This window comes from Actinoplanes sp. NPDC049681 (assembly GCF_044465265.1).
Taxonomy (GTDB): Bacteria; Actinomycetota; Actinomycetes; order Mycobacteriales; family Micromonosporaceae; genus Actinoplanes.
In genome coordinates this window covers 571249-593703 of record NZ_JBITLP010000006.1, presented here as the reverse complement: position 1 = coordinate 593703, position 22455 = coordinate 571249, and the positions used below count along the sequence as shown (strand labels likewise).

At 72.6% G+C, this 22455-nt stretch carries 9 protein-coding genes; 3 read left to right on the top strand and 6 right to left on the bottom strand.

Features of this window, described 5'->3' with window-relative positions; translation table 11 throughout:
- Positions 1–33: 33 nt before the first annotated feature.
- Together ACIBO8_RS24490 and ACIBO8_RS24485 are read left to right on the top strand one after the other, a co-directional pair.
- Positions 34–14652: a type I polyketide synthase gene (locus ACIBO8_RS24490; protein WP_396117589.1), complete on the top strand. Its 14619-nt coding sequence runs from the start codon at positions 34–36 to the stop codon at positions 14650–14652.
- Between the two features lie 11 nt (positions 14653–14663).
- Complete coding sequence (locus ACIBO8_RS24485; RefSeq protein WP_396117588.1) at positions 14664–15701, top strand: 3-dehydroquinate synthase family protein; 1038 nt, start codon at positions 14664–14666, stop codon at positions 15699–15701.
- Between the two features lie 7 nt (positions 15702–15708).
- Here the strand turns inward: ACIBO8_RS24485 and ACIBO8_RS24480 are convergent, their stop codons facing one another.
- From ACIBO8_RS24480 to ACIBO8_RS24470, 3 genes are all read right to left on the bottom strand, one after another.
- Positions 15709–16824: a LuxR C-terminal-related transcriptional regulator gene (locus ACIBO8_RS24480; protein WP_396117587.1), complete on the bottom strand. Its 1116-nt coding sequence runs from the start codon at positions 16822–16824 to the stop codon at positions 15709–15711.
- A gap of 655 nt (positions 16825–17479) precedes the next feature.
- Positions 17480–18238 (bottom strand): thioesterase II family protein, encoded by a 759-nt coding sequence (locus tag ACIBO8_RS24475; RefSeq protein WP_396117586.1) that lies wholly within the window; start codon positions 18236–18238, stop codon positions 17480–17482.
- A gap of 38 nt (positions 18239–18276) precedes the next feature.
- Positions 18277–18711, bottom strand: a complete 435-nt coding sequence (locus ACIBO8_RS24470; protein WP_396117585.1) for a type II 3-dehydroquinate dehydratase — start codon at positions 18709–18711, stop codon at positions 18277–18279.
- A gap of 90 nt (positions 18712–18801) precedes the next feature.
- Here ACIBO8_RS24470 and ACIBO8_RS24465 point away from each other — a divergent pair, with 90 nt between their 5' ends.
- On the top strand, positions 18802–19584 hold the full coding sequence (locus tag ACIBO8_RS24465; RefSeq protein ID WP_396117584.1) for a shikimate dehydrogenase family protein: 783 nt from the start codon (positions 18802–18804) through the stop codon (positions 19582–19584).
- On the opposite strand, the gene ACIBO8_RS24460 is transcribed toward ACIBO8_RS24465, so the two are convergent.
- Genes ACIBO8_RS24460 through ACIBO8_RS24450 form a run of 3 tightly spaced genes read right to left on the bottom strand, consistent with a single transcriptional unit; the run spans position 19581 to position 22419 of the window.
- Positions 19581–20420, bottom strand: a complete 840-nt coding sequence (locus ACIBO8_RS24460; protein WP_396117583.1) for a metallophosphoesterase family protein — start codon at positions 20418–20420, stop codon at positions 19581–19583. The two genes, ACIBO8_RS24465 and ACIBO8_RS24460, sit on opposite strands and share 4 nt — an antisense overlap.
- Positions 20421–20422: 2 nt before the next feature.
- Positions 20423–21172 carry a 3-oxoacyl-ACP reductase FabG gene (fabG, locus tag ACIBO8_RS24455; RefSeq protein ID WP_396117582.1) on the bottom strand — a complete coding sequence of 250 codons (750 nt, stop codon included), beginning with the start codon at positions 21170–21172 and terminating at the stop codon, positions 20423–20425.
- A complete protein-coding gene (locus ACIBO8_RS24450; protein WP_396117581.1) occupies positions 21169–22419 on the bottom strand; it encodes a cytochrome P450 in 1251 nt (416 codons plus the stop codon). Before ACIBO8_RS24450 ends, fabG begins: the two co-directional genes overlap by 4 nt.
- Positions 22420–22455 lie beyond the last annotated feature (36 nt).

Sequence of the window (22455 nt, the reverse complement as noted above, 5' to 3'; positions counted from 1 at the left end):
GCGCAGGTGGGTTCGAATGTGCGTACTGCCTTGATGAAAGCTCTTCCGGTCGTCCTGCGGGAGAACGCGGACAGCTTCGGCGAGAAGGTCGCGTTCGAGGACGACCGGCGCGCGGTGACGTACCGCGAACTGGAGCGGCGTACCCGCCGGCTGGCGGGGCACCTGGTCGCGCTCGGCGTCCGGCGCGGCGACCGCGTGATGATCTGTCTGCGCAACGGTGTGGACATGGTCGAGAGCTACCTCGCGATCGTCCGCGCCGGTGGTGTGGGCGTACCCGCCAATCCGGCCTCCTCGGCCGCGGAGCTGGCCTACCTGCTCTCGGACAGCGGCGCCGCCGTCATCATCACCGATCCCGTGCACGCGGCGGACTTCGAGCCTTCGGACGCCCGGCTGGTGGTGACCGGGGAGCCGTACGACGCGCTCGCCCGAACCGAACCCGCCGAGGCCGCCCCGGACGACCTGGGCCTGGACGAGGTGGCCTGGATGTTCTACACGTCCGGGACGACGGGCCAGCCGAAGGGCGTGCTGTCCAGCCAGCGCAACTGCCTGTATTCGGTCGCGGCGAGCTACGTACCCATTCCGGGGCTGGCGGCGAGCGACCGCGTGCTGTGGCCGCTGCCGCTGTTCCACAGCCTCTCGCACATCGCGTGCGTGCTGTCGGTGACGGTTGTCGGCGCCACCGCCCGGATCATGGAGAGCCCGTCCGCCGAGGACGTTCTGACGGCTCTGCGGGAGACCCGCGCCACGTTCCTGGCCGGCGTACCGACGACGTATCACCATCTCGTGCAGGCCGGGCAGCGAAACGGGATCTCGCTGCCCGACCTGCGCATCGGGCTCGTCGGGGGAGCGGTCGCCGGCCCGGAGCTCTGCCGGTCGTTCCGCGAGAGCTTCGGGGTGCCGCTGGTCGACGCGTACGGCAGCACCGAGACCTGCGGCGCCATCACGATGAACCCGCCCGGGGGCGTACGCGTCGACGGCTCGTGCGGCCTCCCGGTCCCCGGCGTGGACGTGCGGATCGTCGACCCGGAGACCGGTGCGGACGTGGCCGACGGAGTTGACGGCGAGGTGTGGGTCCGCGGCCCCAACGTCATGGCCGGCTACCACAACAAGCCCGAGGCGACGGCAGCCGCGTTGCGGGACGGCTGGTACCGCACCGGCGACCTGGCCCGGCGGGACGCCGCCGGCTACTTCACGATCCGCGGCCGGATCACCGACCTGATCATCCGCGGTGGGGAGAACGTCCATCCCGAGGAGATCGAAGCGGTCATCCGCAAGGTTCCCGGGGTGGTGGACGTCGGTGTCGCCGCCCGGCCGCACGAGGTGCTGGGTGAGGTGCCCGCCGCCTACGTGGTCCCGGACGAGTCGGGCGTCGAGATGAGTGACGTGATCGAGCGGTGCCGGCGAGAGCTGTCCCCCTTCAAGGTCCCCGACCAGGTCTACGAGGTCGTCGCCGTTCCGCGGACCGCCTCCGGCAAGATCCAACGGCGCCTGCTGGCGGATCGACCGGCGGTGCTGCGGTACGCGGTGAGCGACCGCCCCGACGCGGAACCGTCCCTCCAGGCCCGCCCCGATGCGGCGACGACGGCGGCGCTGCGGGCCGAGCTGTCGCGGCTGGACGGACATGCCCGGCTCGCCCGGCTGGAGGCGCTGGTCCAGGGCGAGACCACGGCGGTGCTGGGCCGTTCCGAGACCGGTCGCGTCCCGGCCGATCGGTCCTTCCGTGACCTCGGATTCACCTCGACGGCGATCGTCCAGCTGCGCAACCGGCTGGTGGCGCGGACCGGCCTGAAGCTGCCGACCGGGATGGCCTTCGACCACCCGACGCCGCGGGCGCTGGGCGCCTTCCTCCATGCCGAGCTCATCGGCGACGCGCCGTCGGTGGCCGAGGCCGAGACGGTGTCCGAGCCGGACGAGGCCGTGGCGATCGTCGGGATGGCCTGCCGTCTGCCGGGCGGGATCGCCGGGCCGGACGACCTCTGGCGCCTGGTCAGCGAGGGCCGCGGCGCCTCGGCACCGTTCCCGGCCGATCGCGGCTGGGACCTCGACCAGCTCTTCGACGCCGACGCGGACCGGGCCGGGACGTCGTACGTGGACCGCGGCGGGTTCCTCGAAGGCGCCGCCGAGTTCGACGCCGACTTCTTCGGCATCTCCCCGCGCGAGGCGCTGGCCATGGACCCCCAGCAGCGGCTGCTGCTGGAGACCTCGTGGGAGGCGCTCGAGCACGCGGGCATCGACGCCACCTCGTTGCAGGGTACGGACGTCGGCGTCTTTTCCGGCGTGATGGACCAGGGATACGGGAGTGCGGGCGCCGTACCGGAAGAGCTCGAAGCCTTCGTCACGACGGGCACCGCCTCCAGCGTGGCGTCCGGCCGGGTCTCCTACGTGTTCGGGTTCCAGGGGCCCGCGGTGACCGTGGACACGGCGTGTTCGTCGTCGCTCGTCGCCGTGCACCTGGCTGCCCAGGCGTTGCGCCAGGGCGAGTGTTCGCTGGCGTTGGCCGGCGGCGCCACCGTGATGGCCACCCCGCGCACGTTCGTCGAGTTCTCCCGGCAGCGCGCCCTGGCGAGCGACGGCACGTGCAAGTCGTTCGCCTCGGCCGCCGACGGCACCGGATGGGCCGAGGGCGCCGGTGTGGTGGTGCTGGAACGCCTCAGCGACGCCCGGCGGCACGGGCACCGCGTCCTGGCCGTGCTCCGCGGATCGGCGGTGAACCAGGACGGCGCCTCCAACGGCCTCACCGCCCCCAGCGGCCGGGCCCAGCAGCGGGTCATCCGGCAGGCGCTGCGGTCGGCCGGCCTGGGCGCCGCGGACGTCGACGCGGTCGAAGGCCACGGCACGGGCACCGTGCTCGGCGACCCCATCGAGGCCGAGGCGCTGCTGGCGACGTACGGCCAGGACCGCGAGCCCGGGCGCCCGCTGTGGCTCGGATCGCTGAAGTCGAACCTCGGTCACACCCAGGCCGCGGCCGGCATCGTCGGCGTGATCAAGATGATCGAGGCGCTGCGTCACGCCGTCCTGCCGCCCACGCTCCACGTGGACGAGCCCACGTCACGGGTCGACTGGTCGGCCGGCGCGGTGCAGCTGCTCACCGAGGGCCGGGCCTGGCCCGACTGCGGTCGCCCGCGCCGCGCAGGCGTCTCCAGCTTCGGCCTGAGCGGGACGAACGCCCACGTGATCCTGGAGGAGGCGCCGCCCTCGCTGCCGTCCCGCCGGCGCTCGGCGCCGCCCCGGGTCGTGCCCTTCGTCGTGACGGCCCGCAGTCCGGAGGCGTTGCGGCGGCAGGCGGACCGGCTCGCCGGCGTCGTGGCGACGGCCGGCGAGCCGTCCTGGGCCGATGTCGCCGGGGCCCTGACATCCCGGCGCGCGGTCATGAACGAGCGGGCGGTCGTGCTGGCCGGCTCCCGCGACGAGGCGCTCGCCGGTCTGCGTGCGCTGGCCGGCGACACGCCCAGCCCCGTCGTCGTGCGGGGCGCCGTCGCCGGGTCGGACGCTCCCTCGGGCATCGTCCTGGTCTTCCCCGGGCAGGGGGCGCAGTGGATCGGGATGGGCCGCGAGCTGCTCGACACCTCCCCGGCGTTCGCGGAGGTCGCCGGCGAGTGCGCGCGGATCGCGCAGCGGTGGGTCGACTGGCCGCTGCTCGACGTCCTGCGCGGGGACGCCGCCCCGGAGCTCCTCGAACGCGTCGACGTGGTCCAGGTCGCGAGCTTCACCATGATGGCCGGCCTGGCCGCGGTGTGGGCGTCGGCGGGCGTACGGCCGGATGCGGTGGTGGGCCACTCCCAGGGCGAGATCGCCGCGGCGTACGTGTCCGGCGCCCTCTCGCTGGAGGATGCCGTGCGGGTGGTGGCCGTACGCAGCCAGGCGATCGCAGGCACGCTCTCCGGACGGGGCGGCATGGCCTCGGCCCGGCTGGAGCCCGCCACGGCGACGGCCCGGCTGGCCAAGTGGGCCGGCCGGGTGGAGGTCGCGGCGGTCAACGGCCCGTCCTCGGTGGTGCTGTCCGGTGAGACGGAGGCACTCGAGGAGGCACTGCAGGAGCTCACCCGCGACGGCGTCGAGGTGCGCCGGGTGGCCGTCGACTACGCCTCGCACAGCAGCCAGGTCGAGATCATCCGGGAGAGCCTGGCGGCCGCGCTGGACGGCTTGCGGGCGAGCGCGCCGGCGGTGCCGTTCCACTCGACCGTCACCCTCAGCACGGTCGAGGACGCCGGCGTGCTGGACGGCGACTACTGGTACCAGAACCTGCGCCGGCCGGTCCGTTTCGGCCCGGCCGTCGCCCGCCTCCTGGAGCGGGGCTTCCACACGTTCATCGAGGTCAGCCCGCATCCTGTGCTGGTGCAGCCGATCGCCGGGATCATCGACGAGGCGGGCGCGGACGCGGTCGCGGGCGGCTCCCTGCGGCGCAGCGACGGTGGCTTGCGGCGCGTCGCGGTGTCCATGGCCGAGCTGTTCGTGCGCGGCGTTCCGGTGGATTGGCGAGGCATGACGCCGGCCGCCGACGGCGGCGAGTGGGTCGATCTGCCGACGTACCCCTTCGAGCGGCGGCGCTTCTGGCTGCGGCCCGCTGCCGTTGCCGACGCATCGCGGCTGGGGCTGGCCGGGGCCGGGCACCCGCTGCTCGGCGCGCTCGTCCGGCTTCCTGACGGCGGCGGGCTCGTCGCGACGGCTCGGTGGTCGGCGGCGGGGCTTCCGTGGCTTCCCGCCGGCGATACGGTTGCCGTGCCTGAGACGGCCTTGGTGGAGCTGGCGCTGCGGGTGGGCGACGAGGTCGGCGCCCCTGTGGTCGACGAGCTCACCGTCGACCGGCCCGTCGTGCTGCCGCGGCAGGGCGGCCGCGACGTGCGGATCGTGGCGGGGAGGCCGGACGCGTCCGGTCGGCGGCCGCTCGAGATCCACTCCTGCGCCGCCGGCTCGGACGAGTGGACGCGGCACGCCACCGGCACCCTGTCCTCGGCAGCCGCCGTCATGCCGCCGCCGATGTTTTCCGACGGCGGAGTCGGGGTCGCTCTCGACGAAGCGGCGCTGGCCGAGGCCCCCAACTATGGGATCCACCCGCTGCTGCTGGACGCCGCGGTCCGTACGGCGACACCGCTGGGACACCGTCCCACGAGGTGGCGAGGCGTGCGACTGCTGGCGTCCGGGGCCTCCACGGTGGACGTACGCTCGGCAAACGACGGCCTCGAGTTGACTGATCCGACCGGGCAGCCGGTGCTGACGGTGGAAGCCGTCGCCACCGAACCCTCGGAACGGGTGAGCGGCAGCGACTCGCCGGCCGGCCTGTTCCGGATCGACTGGGTCGACCATCCGGTGCCGACGGACGCCCGTGCCACGGCCAGGTACGTCGCGGGCGCCGAGGACATCACCGGCACGACGGCGGACCTGCTCATCCACGCGGTGGACACGTCGACGGATGACCCGTGCGCCGTGGCGGCCGCGGTCCTCGGCGTCCTTCAGGCATTCGTCGCCCGGCCGGCTCAGGACGACGCCCGCCTGGTGATCGTCACGCCGATGGAGGACCCCGTCGCCTCCGCCGCCGTATGGGGTCTGGTGCGGTCCGCTCAGTCGGAGCACCCCGGGCGGCTGATCCTCGTCGACACCGACCACGCCTCGCGAGCGGCCCCGACCGTGATCGCAGCCGCGCTCAGCGGTGAACCGCAGCTGCGGCTGCGCGAGGGCCGGACGCAGGTGCCCCGGCTCGCCCGGCTCGAACCGCCCGCCGCGGCACCCGAGGCGCGACCGCTCGACCCCGGCGGCACCGTACTGATCACCGGCGGCACCGGAACGCTGGCGGCCGTCACCGCACGACACCTCGTCACCGAGCACGGGATCCGGCATCTCGTCCTGGCCAGCCGCCGCGGCCCGGCCGCGGAAGGCGCAGACGAACTTCACGACGAGCTGACCGCGCTCGGCGCGAGCGTGCACCTCGCCGCCGTCGACGTGTCCGTACGGGACCAGGTGGCGGCACTGCTCGACTCGATACCGGCGGACCGCCCGCTGACAGCCGTCGTCCACACCGCGGGAGTCCTGGACGACGCGGTCGTCACCGCCCTGACCGCCGAGCGCTTCGGCACCGTGTTCCGGCCGAAGGTCGACGCCGCCCGCCACCTGCACGACCTGACGCGCGGCCTCGACCTCGCCGCGTTCGTCCTCTACTCCTCGGCCGCCGGCGTGCTCGGCAATCCCGGCCAGGGCAACTACGCCGCTGCCAACGCGGCGCTGGACGAGCTGGCCCGGGAACGGCGGCGCGAGGGCCTGCCGGCCGTGTCCCTCGCCTGGGGCTACTGGAACCAGGTCAGTGGCCTGACCCGCCACCTGGGCCACGCCGATCACCGGCGCAACCGCGGCATCGGCATGGTCGGCCTGACCGACGGCGACGCCATGGAGCTGCTCGACCGGGCGCTCCGGCCCGACACCGACGCCGCGTTCGTGGCGGCCGGATTCGACCCGACCGCTCTGCGCGCCGCCGACGACACGCGGATCCCGGCGGTCCTGCGCGGTCTCGTCCCGGCCAGACGGCCGATCGCCCGGGCCGCCGCCCGGTCGGCGCCGGCGTCGCCGGTCGACCGGATCAAGGCGCTGCCGACGGCGGAGCAGCGGATCGAGGCCCTGATCGATCTGGTACGCCGGGAGTGCGCCCTCGTCCTCGGCCACCCGGACGCGGACGCCGTACGGGTCGACCGGACGTTCAAGGAGTCGGGCTTCGACTCGCTGACCGCCCTCGAGCTGCGCAACCGGCTCGCGTCGGCGACCGGCCTGACCCTGTCCCCGGCCATGATCTTCGACTACCCGCGGCCGAAGGCGCTGGCGGCGCACCTGCACGCCAAGATCGCCGGTGCGGTCGCGCCCCGGCCGGCCGAGGAGATCGGGGCGGCGGCCGACGAGCCGATCGCCATCGTGTCGATGAGCTGCCGGTTCCCCGGTGGCGTGCAGAGCCCCGAGGACCTGTGGCGCCTGCTCACGGCCGAGACCGACACGGTCACCGAGTTCCCCGCGGACCGCGGCTGGGACGTCGAGCGGTTGTTCGACCCCGACCCCGACCACCCGGGTACGACGTACGTCCGGCACGGCGCCTTCCTCGACGACGCTGCCGGGTTCGACGCGGCGTTCTTCGGCATCTCCCCGCACGAGGCGCTGGCGATGGACCCGCAGCAGCGGCTGCTGATGGAGACCTCCTGGGAGCTGTTCGAGCGGGCCGGCATCGACCCCTCGGGCCTGTCCGGGCAGGACGTCGGCGTCTTCGTGGGCGTCAACAGCCACGACTGGACCGTACGGACGCATTACGCCTCCGACGTCGAGGGCTTCCGGCTGACCGGCGGCTCCGGCAGCGTCATCTCCGGGCGGGTCGCGTACCACCTGGGGCTCGAGGGGCCGGCGATCACCGTCGACACCGCCTGCTCCTCCTCACTGGTGGCGCTGCACCTGGCCGTCCAGGCGCTGCGCAACGGCGAGTGCTCGATGGCGCTCGCGGGCGGCGTGATGGTGATGGGCACCGTGGAGACCTTCGTCGAGTTCTCCCGGCAGCGCGGACTGGCACCCGACGGTCGCTGCAAGGCCTTCGCCGACGCGGCGGACGGCACCGGCTGGTCCGAAGGGGTCGGCCTGCTCCTCGTGGAGCCGCTGTCCCAGGCCCGCCGGCGCGGACACCGCGTGCTGGCCGTGGTCCGCGGCACGGCCGTGAACCAGGACGGCGCGTCGAACGGCCTGACCGCCCCGAACGGCCCGTCGCAGCAGCGCGTCATCCGCAAGGCCCTGACCGCCGCCGGCCTTCGCCCCGACGAGGTCGACGCCGTGGAGGGGCACGGCACCGGCACGACGCTCGGCGACCCCATCGAGGCGCAGGCGCTGCTGGAGACGTACGGCGCCGACCGCCCCACCGGCCGTCCACTGTGGCTGGGCTCGGTGAAGTCGAACATCGGGCACACCCAGGCCGCCGCCGGCGTCGCCGGAGTGATCAAGATGGTGCAGGCCATGCGGCACGGGGTCCTGCCGAAAACGCTGCACGTCGACCGGCCGTCGACCCACGTGGACTGGTCGGCGGGCGCCGTCCAGCTCCTGACCGAGGCGAGGGACTGGCCCGGCAACGGCCGCCCGCGCCGGGCGGGTGTGTCGTCGTTCGGTATCGGCGGCACGAACGCCCACGTGATCATCGAACAGGCGGAGGCCGAGCCGGCCGCGGCGGAGCCGTCCGGCAGTGACGGCTGGGTGCCGGTTCCGCTGTCCGCGCGTACGCCTTCGGCATTGCGGGCGCAGGCCGGCCGGCTCGCGGACTTCCTGGAGTCCCGGCCCGAGGTCGCCGCCGCCGATGCCGCCCTCGCGCTGGCCTCCGCCCGCGCGCACCTGGACCGGCGTGCCGTGCTGGTGGTGCGGGACAGGGACCATCTCGTCGGCGAACTGCGTGCCCTGGAGAGCGGCTCGGCCCGTGCCGTCAGCGGTACGCCGGGCGACGGCAAGCTCGCCATGCTCTTCACCGGGCAGGGCAGCCAGTGGGCGGGCATGGGCCGCGAGCTGGCGGCCACGTACCCGGTCTTCGCCGAGGCGTTCGCCGACGCGTGCCGGGCCGTCGAGAAGCACTGGGTGGGGTACGACGCGGCGCCGCTGCCGGACGTCGTCTTCGCCACGGCCGGCTCGGACCTGGCCGCCCTGATCGACCAGACCATGTACACCCAGGCCGGGCTCTTCGCCGTGGAGACCGCGCTGTACCGCCTCTTCGCCTCATGGGGAGTGCGTCCCGATTTCGTCGCCGGACACTCCATCGGCGAGATCACCGCGGCGCACGTCAGCGGGGTGCTCGATCTGGCCGAGGCTGGGGAGCTGGTCGCCGCCCGCGCCCGGCTGATGCAGGCGCTGCCCGGCGGCGGCGCGATGGTTGCGGTCCAGGCGACCGAGGCCGAGGTCGCGCCGTTGCTGGAGGACGCGCCCGGCGTCATCGACGTGGCCGCGGTCAACAGCGCCCGGTCGCTGGTGCTCTCCGGGGACGAGGCGGCCGTGCGGTGGGTGACGGAGGATCTCGTCAAGCTCGGCCGCAAGACCCGCAAGCTGCCGGTGAGCCACGCCTTCCACTCCCCGCTGGTACGGCCGATGCTCGCCGAGTTCCGCGCGGTCGCCGAGCGGCTGACGTACCGGTCGGGTGTCGTCCCCGCGGTCTCGGCCGTCACCGGGCGGCTGCCTGCCGAGCAGCGGTTCGCCACCGCCGACTACTGGGTCGAGCAGGTCCGGGCCGGGGTGCGGTTCGGGGACGTGGTGGCCACCCTGCGCGATCACGGCGTGACCACCTTCCTGGAGCTGGGCCCGGGCGGCGTCCTCACCGCCATGGCGGCGGAGACCCTGGGCGCGGCCGCCGCGCAATGCGTCGCCACGCTGCGCAAGGACGGCGTGGAAGCCGCCGACGTCGTCGCCGCGGTGGGCGAACTGCACGTCCGAGGGGCGGCGCTGGACTGGCCCGCCGTGGTCGGCCGGCCCGCCTCCTCCGCCGCGGTCCTCGCCACGGAACTGCCGACGTACGCCTTCCAGCACCGGCGCTACTGGGTCGACGAAGGGGAGATCCCGGTCGAGCCCGAGGTCGACCGGGAGGCTGCCTCCGTACGGCTGGCGGACCGCTCCCGGGCCGAGCGGGAACGCGCGCTCCTCGACATGATCCGGGAGTCCTCGGCGGCCGTCCTGGGGCACCGCGAGATCGACCTCGAGCTGTTCGACGACGACCAGTCGTTCAAGAACCTCGGTTTCGACTCGCTCGGCGGGGTACGCCTGCGGAACCGGCTGCACGACCTCACCGGCGTGGACCTGCCGGCGACGGCGGTCTTCGACTATCCGACGCCGCGGGCGCTGGCCTCGTACATGCTGGGCGAGCTCTCCGGCGAGGACGCGACCGCGAGGGACACGACGCCGGCTCGCGCCACCGACCTCGACGAACCCATCGCGATCATCGGCATGAGCGTGCGGCTGCCCGGGGGCGTGGAGACCCCCGAGGAGCTGTGGCGGCTCGTCGCCGAGCAGCGGGACGCGATCTCGGACTTCCCGGCCGACCGCGGCTGGGACGTCGACCGGCTCTACCACCCGGATCCCGCGCACCCCGGGACCAGCTACACCCGCTCCGGCGGCTTCCTCTACGAGGCCGCGCAGTTCGACGCGGGACTGTTCGGGATATCCCCGCGCGAGGCGCTGGCGATGGATCCGCAGCAGAGGTTGCTGCTGGAAGCCTCGTGGGAGGCCCTGGAACGCGCGGGCATCGATCCCCTGTCGGCCCGGGGCGACGAGGTCGGCGTGTTCGCCGGGATCGTGCACCACGACTATGCGACCCGGCTCCACCGGATCCCCGACGAGGTGCAGGGGTACGTCATGACCGGCACGTCGCCGAGCGTCGCCTCCGGGCGGATCGCGTACGTGTTCGGCTTCGAGGGACCGGCCGTGACCGTCGACACCGCGTGCTCGTCCTCGCTGGTGGCGATCCATCTGGCCGCCCAGGCGCTGCGGCGCGGCGAGTGCACGATGGCCCTGGCCGGCGGCGCCACGGTGATGTCCAGCCCGGACGCGTTCCTCGAGTTCTCCCGCCAGCGCGGGCTCTCCGCCGACGGACGGTGCAAGGCCTTCTCGGCGACGGCGGACGGCACCGGATGGTCCGAGGGTGTCGGCGTCGTACTCCTGGAACGGCTCTCCGTGGCACAGCAGCGCGGCCACCACGTCCTGGCGGTGGTCCGCGGCTCGGCCGTCAACCAGGACGGGGCGTCGAACGGGCTGACCGCCCCGAACGGCCCCTCGCAGCAACGGGTGATCCGGCGGGCGCTCGCCTCGGCACACCTCGGCCCGGCGGACGTCGACGCCGTGGAAGCCCACGGGACCGGGACGATGCTCGGCGACCCCATCGAGGCGCAGGCGCTGCTCGCGACGTACGGGAAGGGCCGGGACCCGCAGCGGCCGCTCTGGCTGGGCTCGCTGAAGTCGAACATCGGCCACACCCAGGCGGCCGCGGGGGTGGCCGGCGTGATCAAGATGGTGGAGGCGCTGCGCCACGGCGTCCTGCCGCCGACGATGCACGTCGAGGAGCCCACGCCGCAGGTGGACTGGTCGTCCGGCACGGTGCAGCTGCTGACCGAGGCGCGGGAGTGGCCGGAGACCGGGCGTCCGCGCCGGGCAGCCGTCTCCGCCTTCGGCGCCAGCGGGACGAATGCGCACCTGATTCTCGAGGAGGCCCCGGCAGACCGGGTCCGTGCGCTCGTTGCCGAGCCGTCGATCGATGCCGCGGCGGTGGCCGTACCGTTGGTGGTTTCCGCGAAGACCAGCCGGTCGCTGACCGCCCAGGCCGCGCGGCTGACGGCCTTCCTGGGCAGCGCCGAGAAACCCTCGCTCACGGCGACCGCGTCGGCGCTGGTCCGGAACCGGGCGACCTTGTCCGAGCGGGCCGTCGTGCTGGCCGGAACTCGCGCGGAGGCACTGGCCGGCCTCAACGCGCTGGCCCGTGGGGAGATCGCACCCCAGCTGATCACCGGAACCGTGGCCGGATCCGGCGCGCCCGGAAAGCTCGTCTTCGTCTTCCCCGGCCAGGGAGCGCAGTGGACCGGCATGGGCAAGGCGCTGCTGGCGACCTCCCGGGTCTTCCGGGAGCGGATCGACGAGTGCGCCCGGGCGTTGCGGCCCTGGGTGGACTGGTCGCTGGTGGACGTCCTGCGCGGCGAGGTGGACGACGAGACGCTCGAACGGGTGGACGTCGTGCAGCCGGCCAGCTTCGCCATGATGGTCGGGCTCGCCGCGCTCTGGGAGTCGGCCGGCGTCCTGCCCGACGCCGTGGTGGGCCATTCCCAGGGCGAGATCGCGGCCGCCTGCGTGGCCGGAGCGCTGTCGCTGGCCGACGCGGCCCGCATCGTGGCCCTGCGCAGCCAGGCGATCGCGGCCACCTTGTCGGGCCGAGGCGGGATGGCGTCGGTGCTGCTCGGCGCCGACGAGGTGCGGGACCGGCTGGCGGCATGGGACGGCCGGCTCGAACTCGCCGTGGTCAACGGGCCGTCCGCGGTGGTGATCGCAGGTGACCGCGAGTCGCTGACCGAGGCGCTGGAGTCCTTCGCGCGGGACGGGGTCAAGACCCGCCTGGTGCCCGTGGACTACGCCTCGCACACGCATCACGTCGAGGACATCGAGGACGTGCTCGCCAAGACGCTCGCCGGCATCGACGCCGAGGTTCCCCGGGTGCCGTTCTACTCGACCGTGACCGGCGGCTGGCTCGATGAGAAGCTCGACGGCGCGTACTGGTATCGGAACTTGCGGCGCCCGGTCGGCTTCGGTCCGGCCGTCGCCGCCCTGCTCGACGACGGCTTCGGGATCTTCCTGGAGATCAGCTCGCATCCGGTGCTGATGCAGCCGATCACCGACGCGGTCGACGACCTCCCGCAGCGTGCCGCACGACCCCTCGTCTCGGGCACCCTGCGCCGCGACGCGGACGGGTCGTCGAGCTTCCTCGCGTCCGCAGCACGGCTGTTCGTCGGCGGCGTTGCGGTGGACTGGACCGCGGTGCTGCCCGCCGGGGCGGAGCGGGTGGACGAGCTGCCCACGTATGCCTTCGAGCGCCGGCACTACTGGTTGGCGGAGGCCGCAACGGACGCCGACGAGCAGACGGCCGGCGGTGCCGATGCCGGCTTCTGGAACGCGATCGACGACCCCGCCGCCCTCACCGAGATGCTGCAATTGTCCGGCGACCAGAGCGCTGCGCTGAACACCGTGCTCCCGGCCATCGCCGGTTGGCGCAGAGCCAGCCAGGAGCGGTCCACGACGGAGAAGCTTCGGTACGCCGTCGACTGGGTGCCGCTGCAGCGCGATGCTCTCGGCGTACCGTCCGGGACGTGGCTGGTGATCGTGCCCGGCGCCGGTAGCACCATTCCCGAGATCCTGCGCAGCAGCGGCCTGGACCTGGTGACGCTCGAGGACCGCTCCGAGCTCGCGAGCGTCCTGGCCGCGAACGACGTGTCCGGAGTCCTGTCGCTGCTGGGCCTCGGCGGAGGGGACGCCACGGCGCTCACGATGTCGACCCTCACGCTCGTCCAGGAACTGGCCACGGCCGGTGTGACCGCCCCGCTGTGGTGCCTCACGCAGGGCGCGGTGAACGTCGGCATCCGCGATGCCGTCGCGGCGCCCGCCCAGGCGGCGCTCTGGGGCCTCGGCCGGGCGGCGGCGCTCGAGCGGCTCGACCGCTGGGGCGGGCTGATCGACCTGCCCGCCGAGCCGGACGCCCGGGCGATCCGGCATCTTCTCGGCGTCCTGACCGCGGCGTCCGGCGAGGACCAGCTGGCGATCCGGCGCTCCGGCGTGTACGTCCGGCGCCTGCACCGCAAGCCGGGTGCCGAGTCCCCGGGCGACCGTCGGTGGCGCCCACGCGGAACGGTTCTCGTGACCGGCGGCGCCGAAGGACTGGGACAGCACGTCTCGCTGTGGCTGGCCCGTACCGGTGCCGAGCGGCTGGTCGTCACCACCGGCGCCGGCACCCCCGACGGAAGCGTGCAGGCCCTGCGGGACCGGCTCGCGGAGGCCGGCCTGCGCACCGCCGTGGACTCGTGCGAGGAGGCCGAACTCCTCCTCCGGGGTCCCGGCGAGCCGGTGACCGCCGTCGTGCACGCCGCCGACGTGGCGCAGACCAGCGCGCTGGACGACACCGGCGCGGCGGACGTCGTCGGCGTCTTCCGTACCAAGGTCGATCTCGCCGTCCGGCTCGCGGAGGTGCTGGCCGGCGTGCCGCTCGACGCGTTCGTTCTCTTCTCCTCCATCGCCGGGATCTGGGGCGGCGGCGGGCAGGCGACGTCCGGGGCGGCCAACGCCGTCCTCGACGCGCTGGCGGACCGGTTGCGGGCGCAGGGGATCCCCGCGATGTCGATCGCCTGGGGTGCGCTGTCCGAGACCATGGACGAGGCGACGTTGACGCAGCTGCGGCGTCGCGGCGTGATCCCGATGACGTCCGAGACCGCGCTGGCAGCGCTCGCCCGGGCGGCGCACGGCGACGAGGCGTCGGTGGTGGTCGCGGACATGGACTGGAGCGCCTTCATCCCGCCGTTCACCTCGGTCCGTCCCAGCCCGTTCTTCGCGGACCTGCCCGAGGCGGCCGCGGCGATCGAAGCGGCCCAGCCGTCCGGCGACCCGGGGGACTCCGCGTCCTCGCTGGTGAGCTCGTTGCGTGCCGCGGCCGAGGCGGAGCAGGAACGGATCCTGCTCCGGCTGGTCCGCAGCCAGGCGTCCGCGGTCCTGGGTCACGGCAGCGCCGACGGTATCGCTCCGGCACAGGCGTTCCAGGAGGTCGGGTTCGACTCGCTGGCTGCGGTCAACTTCCGCAACAGCCTGATCACCGCCACCGGGCTGCGCCTGCCGGCCACCCTGATCTTCGACTATCCGACGCCGCAGGCGCTGGTCGGCTATCTGCGCGCGGAGCTGCTCGGCGCCGACGACGACCTGACCGCCCGCGAGGACGACGTACGGCGGATCCTCGCGTCGGTGCCGTTCGAGCGGTTCAAGGAGGCCGGCGTCCTGGACGTCCTGCTCGGCCTGGCCGACGGCGAGGCGGCAGCCGCGACGGACGGCGACGACCCGCCCGGGGAGGCCGTGGACGACGAGCTCATCGACGCGCTCGACGTCAGCAGCCTGATCGAGCGAGCACTCGGGTCCCTGGACGACGTGGCGTGAAAGGCGGATCGGTGGAGAGACGAGTTCCGGTGCGGCTGGGCGACCGGTCGTACGACGTTCTCATCGGCGCGGGCGTACGGTCCGCGCTCGCGTCGGTCATCGAGGAGCTGGGCGCGAGCCGTACCGTCGTCGTCTCGGCCCGGCCGAGGGAGTGGGTGCCGGACACCGGTGTCGAGACGTCGTTCGTCCCGGCCGAGGACGGTGAGCCGGCGAAGACCCTGAGCACCGTGGAGGCGCTGTGCCGGGAGTTCGCCCGGTTCGGGCTGACCCGGCACGATGCGGTCGTCTCCTGCGGCGGCGGCACCACCACCGACGTCGTCGGTCTGGCGGCCGCGCTCTACCACCGCGGCGTCGCGGTCGTGCACCTGCCGACGTCGCTGCTCGCCCAGGTGGATGCGAGTGTCGGCGGTAAGACCGCGGTCAACCTGCCGGCCGGCAAGAACCTGATCGGCGCCTACTGGCAGCCCAGCGCTGTGCTGTGCGACACCGACTATCTGTCCACCCTGCCCGGCCGTGAGCTGCGCAGCGGCTTCGGGGAGATCGCGCGGTGCCACTTCATCGGCGCCGGTGAGCTGCGGGACCGTCCGCTGCTCGAGCAGATCGAGGCGAGCGTGGCGTTGAAGGCGCGGGTCGTCGCGGCGGACGAACGCGACGCCGGCCTTCGGCACGTGCTCAACTACGGGCACACGCTGGGGCACGCGCTGGAGATCGCGACCGGATTCTCGTTACGGCACGGCGAGGCGGTGGCGATCGGCACCGTCTTCGCCGGCCGGCTCGCCGGCGCACTGGGGCGGATCGAGGAGCGGCGGGTCGAGGAGCATCGCGAGGTCGTGGCACATTACGGGCTGCCCACCGCCGTACCCGACGGCATCGCGACCGCCGACCTCGTCGGACACATGCGGCGGGACAAGAAGGCGGTGGACGGCCTGGCGTTCACACTGGACGGGCCCGGGGGCGCCGAGCTGGTTCGCGGCGTTCCCGAGCACGTCGTCACGTCGGTTCTGGAGGGGATGCCTCGCCGGCCCCTGGCCGAGCTGGTGGCCGGCTGACGGTGGGCTATCCCGCGCGCAGCTGCCGGGGGCGGAGTCTCGTCAGGTCGTTGTCCCGGGTCGCCGGCACGTCGGACTCGCCCGTGTCCGCGCCCAGCTCGTTCCAGAGCACGGCCAGCTCGAGACGGGACTTGACGCCGATCTTCTGGAAGATCTTGCGCAGGTGGAACGCCACGGTGTGCCGGGACAGGAACATCTGATCCGCCGCCTGCCCGTTGGTGAGGCCGTTCGAGACGAGCTTGGCCACGGCGTACTCGGTGTCGGTCAGGCCGGGGATGCGGCTGGACGGCCAGAATCGCGCCTGCGACTGGGAGTTGGCGTTGATGCAGCGCAACTTGCTGCGGACGCGGGAGGAGTCGCGCAGGGAACCCATCTCCGCGTACGAGCGCATGGCCAGCTCGAGATTGTCCACCGCTTCGGCCCCTGCCTCGCCGCCCTCGATGAGGAGCAGGCCGATGTCTTCCACCGCCAGCGCCCGCGCCCACGGGTCGATGTGGAGCTCCGTGGCCCGGCGCAGCAGCTCGATGTCGCCGTGCAGCAGCCCCGCCGCGTGCAGTGCGGTGGCACCGATCTCCGGCACGTCCGGGTTCTCGGTGGCGACCTTGTCGCAGAGCTGGACCCCGTACGCCGCCAGATCGCGCCGGTTCTCACTGAGCATGAGCCGCACCAGCCACGGAATCGCCGCGGGCTCGTCGGTGAGCAGCGACCGGGTGGCCGCTTCCGACTCGAGCAGCTCGCCGGCGAGCATCGCGGCCTGTTCGCGGCCCTTCTCCGCCTCGGCCACCTGGATGACGATCCAGGCGGACTGGCTGGCGTGCAGCATCTCGCGTCCGAAGATCGCGTCTTCCTTGAGCTTGTTCGCGTAGTGCAGGCTCGTCGAGAGCTCGCCCCGCCGCAAGGCTGTGGTGGCCAGGATGAGATTGCCCAGCGGCGTCCAGGCGGTCAGCCCGACCTCGTTCGCCAGCTGCAGGCCGGCCTCCGCCTGGGCGGCCGCCTCGACGAGGTCCCCGCCCGCGAACGTGATCTTCGCGCGGACCAGGGTGGTGATGGCGGCGAACCTGGGGTCGTCGCGGACCGCCGGGTCGGCGATCACGTCGTCGACGATCTGCCGCGCCGCGTCCACGTGCCGGATGGAGGCGAAGAGCAGTGCCTGTTGCAGGCGGGCATAGAGGGCGCAGGGCCGGCCGCATCGATCGCAGTGTGCAAGGGCCGCCGCTTTCGCGTAGGAGATCCCGGCCCCGAGATCTCCCGACCGCCAACTCGCACGCGCCTGCGCCAGAATTCCGGTGGTGATGCAATTGGTCGGTAAGTAGGCACCGGTATTGTCGCGGACGAGCTGGTCACGCCGTCGCTCGATCAAGATCAAACCCCCGTTTGACAGTAATTCCTGAATCGTGGAACACCAGAACGCAGACTGCCGACTACGTAGTTCTTCGTGGGGCGTGCGGGTCCAGGAGCCAAGCTACCAAGGATCACCAAGGGGCACGCATCACTCACGTTGACAGGGCGATGTATCGGTGTCAATGCCAATCCGTAACGAAGCTCGAGGGTGTGTCACGCCCCTGGAACGACCACTGGAACGGTCACTGGAATGCATTCTGAACGTTCTCTGTGTGCGACTCCGTCCGGCGTCCCCGACCAGGTGTTTCACCACTGGATCGGGCACGCCGACGCCCCGCGCGGGTGTCACGGAGTGGACAGTGGACCGGCCATTCATTCTATTTCCGGACACCAGTCGATAGGACTATTGACGGCGAGCAGACTAGACGGGTATCGACTCAGAGTGCAACCGGGGCGGCGAGCCGCCGGCGGATGAGGTCCAATACCCGTTCGCTCTGCTCGATCAGATAGAAATGGCCACCGGGAAGCACCACCAGCTCGGCCGGGCCGCTCGTGTGTTCTTCCCAGGCGCGGGCCTCCTCAATGGTCACCAGCGGATCGCGGTCTCCCGTGAGGACCGTGACGGGACAGGCCAGGACGCGGGACGAATCGTGCCGGTAGGTCTCCACCGCCCGGTAGTCGCTGCGCATCACCGGAAGAATCATGTCGCGGATGTCCGGGTCGTCGAGCGCGGCCGCCTCCGTGCCGTTCAGCCGGCGGATCTGGGCCAGGATGTCGCGGTCCGACATGAGGTGGACCCGGTCGTCCCGATGGCGCGACGGCGCCCGCCGCCCGGAGAGGAAGAGCCGTGACGGCCCGGGCAGCCCGGCGTCGCTCAGGCGCAGCGCGACCTCGTACGCCAGCACCGCCCCCATGCTGTGCCCGAACAGGGCGAAGGGCCGGCTGTCCGACGGGGTCAGCGCGTCCACGATCCGATCGGCCAGCTCGGTGAGGCTGTCGATGTTCGGCTCGTGCCGGCGGTCCTGCCGGCCGGGATACTGGACGGCGACCACGTCGATCGCCGGGGCGAGCGCTCGGGACACGGGGAAGTAGAAGCTGGCCGATCCGCCGGCATGCGGCAGGCAGATGAGGGACATCGCCTCGTCCGATGCCGGTGTGAAGCGGCGGAGCCAGGTCGTGGAGGGTGGAGGCGCCATCAGAGCAGGCTAAGAGCGGCCCATCCGCGCCACATCCCTCACCCGGATAGGTGCAGCAATGCCCGGGCGGCCAGCCGGTAGCCGAAGGCGCCGAGGCCCACGACCACCCCGCTCGCCAGGGGAGCGATGACCGACTCGTGCCGGAACTGTTCCCGGGCCCACACGTTGCTGAGGTGCACCTCGATCCACGGCGCCGGATAGGCCGCGAGAGCATCGCGCAGGCTCCATCCCGCCATCATCAGCGCGCCGGGATTCACGATCGCGCCGACGGTGGACGAGCGGTGGGCGTGTATCGCCCGGACGAGTTCGCCCTCGCAGTCGTCCTGGACCGAGACCACCTTCCAGCCGGCGCCGGCCACCTCGTCGGCGACGAACCCCGCGATGTCCTCCAGGGTGTCGTGGCCGTAGATCTCCGGCTCGCGCTCGCCGAGGATCCCCAGATTCGGCCCGTTGAGCAGAAGCACTGAGGTCATGGCCCACCATGCTCGTCCTGACGCCGGCACCGGGACAACTACCCGGCCTGACAGTGTTCGGCGGTGCGGGTCGTGGCGTCTACTGAGTCCATGAGGATCACGGGACGGACCCGGCTGGTGGCGGTGCTCGGCGATCCGGTCGTTCAGGTACGCGCGCCCGCCCTGCTGAACGAGCTGCTCGCCGCGGACGGCGTCGACGTCGTGGTGGTGCCGGTGCACGTCCGCCGCGACGACCTCGGCGCGGTCGTACGCGGCCTGCAGGCGACGGCGAACCTGGCCGGACTGCTCGTGACCGTGCCGCACAAGGCCGAGGTGCTGCGTTACGCGGATGTCCTCAGCGATGCGGCGCAGCTCGCCCGTGCCGCCAACGCCCTGCGACGCCTGGACGACGGCTCCTGGCACGCGGACAACTTCGACGGCGCCGGGTTCGTCGCCGGGCTCGTCCAGGCGGGTCACTCCCCGGAGGGCAGGCACGTGGCTCTCGTCGGAGCCGGCGGCGCGGGGTCCGCGATCGCCCCGGCTCTGCTGACTGCCGGGGCCCGCCATCTGACCGTGCACGACGCCGAAGAAGCGCGCGCCAAGAAGGTCGCCGAACGCCTGGGCGCGTACTGGCCCGGAAGGATCACTGTGGGCACGGAGCTGGGCGCGGCCGACGTCGTGGTCAACGCCACGCCGCTGGGCATGCACCCCGAGGATCCGCTGCCGTTCGACCCGGCGGAGCTGCGGCCGGGCACGCTCGTCGCGGACATCATCATGAAGCCGCGCGAGACCGAACTGCTCCGGAGGGCGGCCCAGCTGGGTCATCCCGTCCTTGCCGGGGAACCGATGCTGCGCCACCAGATGGAGCTCTACCGCGCCTACTTCCGGTTCTAGGATTCGTGCGGGAGGATCCGGCGCAGCACCGGCCGTCCCGCGGGCCGGCCGCGGCGTTCCACCGGATATCCGAAGGAGACCTCCTCGAACCGGACGCCGTCGTACCAGGTGGTCCGCGGAATGTGGAGGTGGCCGTAGACCGCCGCCTCGACCGGGAACCGGAGGTGCCAGTCGGAGGTCGCCTCCGTGCCGCACCACTGGGCGAACTCCGGGTGCCGCAACATCTCGGTGGGCCGGCGGTTCAAGGGAAAGTGGTTGACCAGCACCATTCGCGGCCCGTCCTGATGCTCTTTCAACCGCGCGAGCGTGTGCCGCAGACGGAACGCACACCACGCGTCGACGCTCGCGAACGGCTGGGGATCCAGCAGATATTCGTCGCTGCACATGATGCCGGCCTCGTCGGCACGGGCCAGCGATTCTTCTTTCGTACGCGTGCCCGGCGCGCGGAACGAATAGTCGTAGAGAAGGAACAGGGGAGCGATGACGATCGGACCCCCGCGACCGTGCCAGGTGGCGTACGGGTCCTCGGGCGTCAGGATGCCCTGCCCCCGGCACATCGCGACCAGGCGCTCGTAGCGCTGCTGGCCCCGCGACTGCTCGGGATCCGTGGGCGGGGTCCACAACTCGTGGTTCCCCGGCGCCCACACCACCCGGGCGAAGCGGCGGGCGAGCAGGGACAGCGCCCACTCGACGTCCGCCATGAGGTCGCCGACGTCGCCGGCCACCAGCAGCCAGTCACCCGGGGACTGCGGATACAGCCGGTCGGCGACGAAGGCCCGGTTCTCCTCGTGATTGACGTGGAGATCGCTGACGGCGTACAGGGACGGCTCGGCCACGGTCAGCAGACGGGTCCACCGGCCACGTGGATCACCTGGCCGGACACGTACGACGCGTGGTCACCGGCCAGGAAGCTCACCACGTTGGCGACGTCGACCGGCTGACCGACCCGGCGCAGCGGAATCCGTGCCGCCGCCTCGGCCTGGTGCTCGGCGACTCCGCGGCCGGCGCGCGCCGCGAGGGCCGCCGTCATCTCGGTGGCGACGTAGCCGGGGGCCACGGCGTTCACGGTGATGTTCAGCGGGCCGAGCTCCATGGCCAGCGTCTTGGTGAGCCCCTCGATGCCGGCCTTGGCGGCCGAGTAGTTGGCCTGACCGACGTTGCCGACCGCCGCGATGCTCGACACGTTGATGACGCGGCCGCCACCCAGCTTGATCATGTGGTCGACGACCGCCTGCGTCATCAGGAACGTCCCGCGCAGGTTGACGCCCACCACCACGTCCCAGTCCTGCGGCGACAGGTTGAACAGCAGGTTGTCGCGGGTGGTGCCGGCGTTGTTGACCAGGATGCCGGGCGATCCCAGGCGGTCCGCGACCTCGGCGACCGCCTCCTGCACCGCGTCGGCGTCGCTCACGTCCGCCCCGACCGCGATGGCCCGGCCGCCGGCCCGCTCGATCCCGGCGGCGGTGGCCTCCGCGGTGGCCACGTCGATGTCGATGACGGCGACGCCGACGCCGTCGCGGGCGAGCTGCTCGGCGACGACCGCCCCGATGCCCCGCGCCGACCCGGTCACCATCGCGACGCGCGTCATGCGGGCCTGACCCGCGCGTTCGGCTCGGGCTTCAGCACGGCCGGCAACGTGCTCATCCCGTGCAGGATGCTGGAGTAGATCCAGCTCTCCGGCCCGGACTGCTCCGCCGAGGACACGAGCGTCCGCAGCGAGTCGAGGACCTCCTCCACCTCGATGCGGGCCAGCGTGTGCCCCAGGCAGATGTGCGAGCCGAAGGCGAACGTCAGGTGCTTGTTCGGCGTACGGTCGAGGGCGAAGCGGTCCGGGTCGGCGAAGACCTCCGGGTCGCGGTTGGCCGACGAGATCCAGACGCTGACGATGTCGCCCTTCTTCACCGGATGGCCGTTCACCAGGGTGTCAGCGGTGGCCATGCGTCCGCCGTGCAGCGAGGGCACGGTCCAGCGCAGCACCTCGTTCGCCGCGGTGTCCAGGCCGACGGTGCCCTCCTTGAGTGCCCGCCACTGATCCGGCCACTCGATCAGCGCCTGGAGACCGCCGGAGATCGCGTGCCGCCCGGTCTCGTCCCCGCCGATCATGAGCCCGTAGCAGTTGGACATCAGGTCGGCGTCGCTCAGCGGCTCGCCGCCGATGTGGCAGTTCGCGAGCAGGCTGACGACGTCGTCGGAGTCGTTGTTGCCGCGCCGGGTGTGCGCGAGGTCGGCGAAGTACAGCAGGATCTCGGTCTTGGCCTGCCAGCTCTCCTCGGGCGGGGCGTCCTTGTAGTCGGAGCTCCACGTGTGCGAGGTGAGCCCGAGCAGGTAGCGGCGGTCGGCCTCCGGCACGTCCATCAGGCCGCAGATCGCGCCCAGCGGGATGTTCGCCGACACGTCGCGGACGAAGTCGCACTCGCCCTTCTCGATCGCGGCCAGGATCAGGTCGTCGATGGTGAGCCGGATGGCGTCGCGGATGCGCTTGAGCCGCCGGGGGGAGAACGCCGCGTTCAGCACGTTGCGCAGCTGGGTGTGCTTGGCGCCGTCGGTGACCGCCAGCATGGACCCGGACGCCGAGTCGCCGCCGGTGAGCAGCGTCGGCAGCGCGTTGCCGCCCTCGGTCGTGAATATCTCCTTGTTGCGGTAGACCGACATCGCGTCGGCGTAGCGCGTGAAGACCCAGAAGCCGGGTTGGTCGCCGCGCGGGGGATGCCAGTAGTACGGCCGCTCCTCGCGAAGGCGGCGCCATACTTCCGAGAGGTCGTTCTCGCAGTGCAGCACCGGGTCGGCGAGGTCCAGCGAGTCGAGGTCGTCGGGGCTGACGATCGGACGGATCATGAGCTGCGGCCTTCCGCGAGGTGTCGGTACGGACGG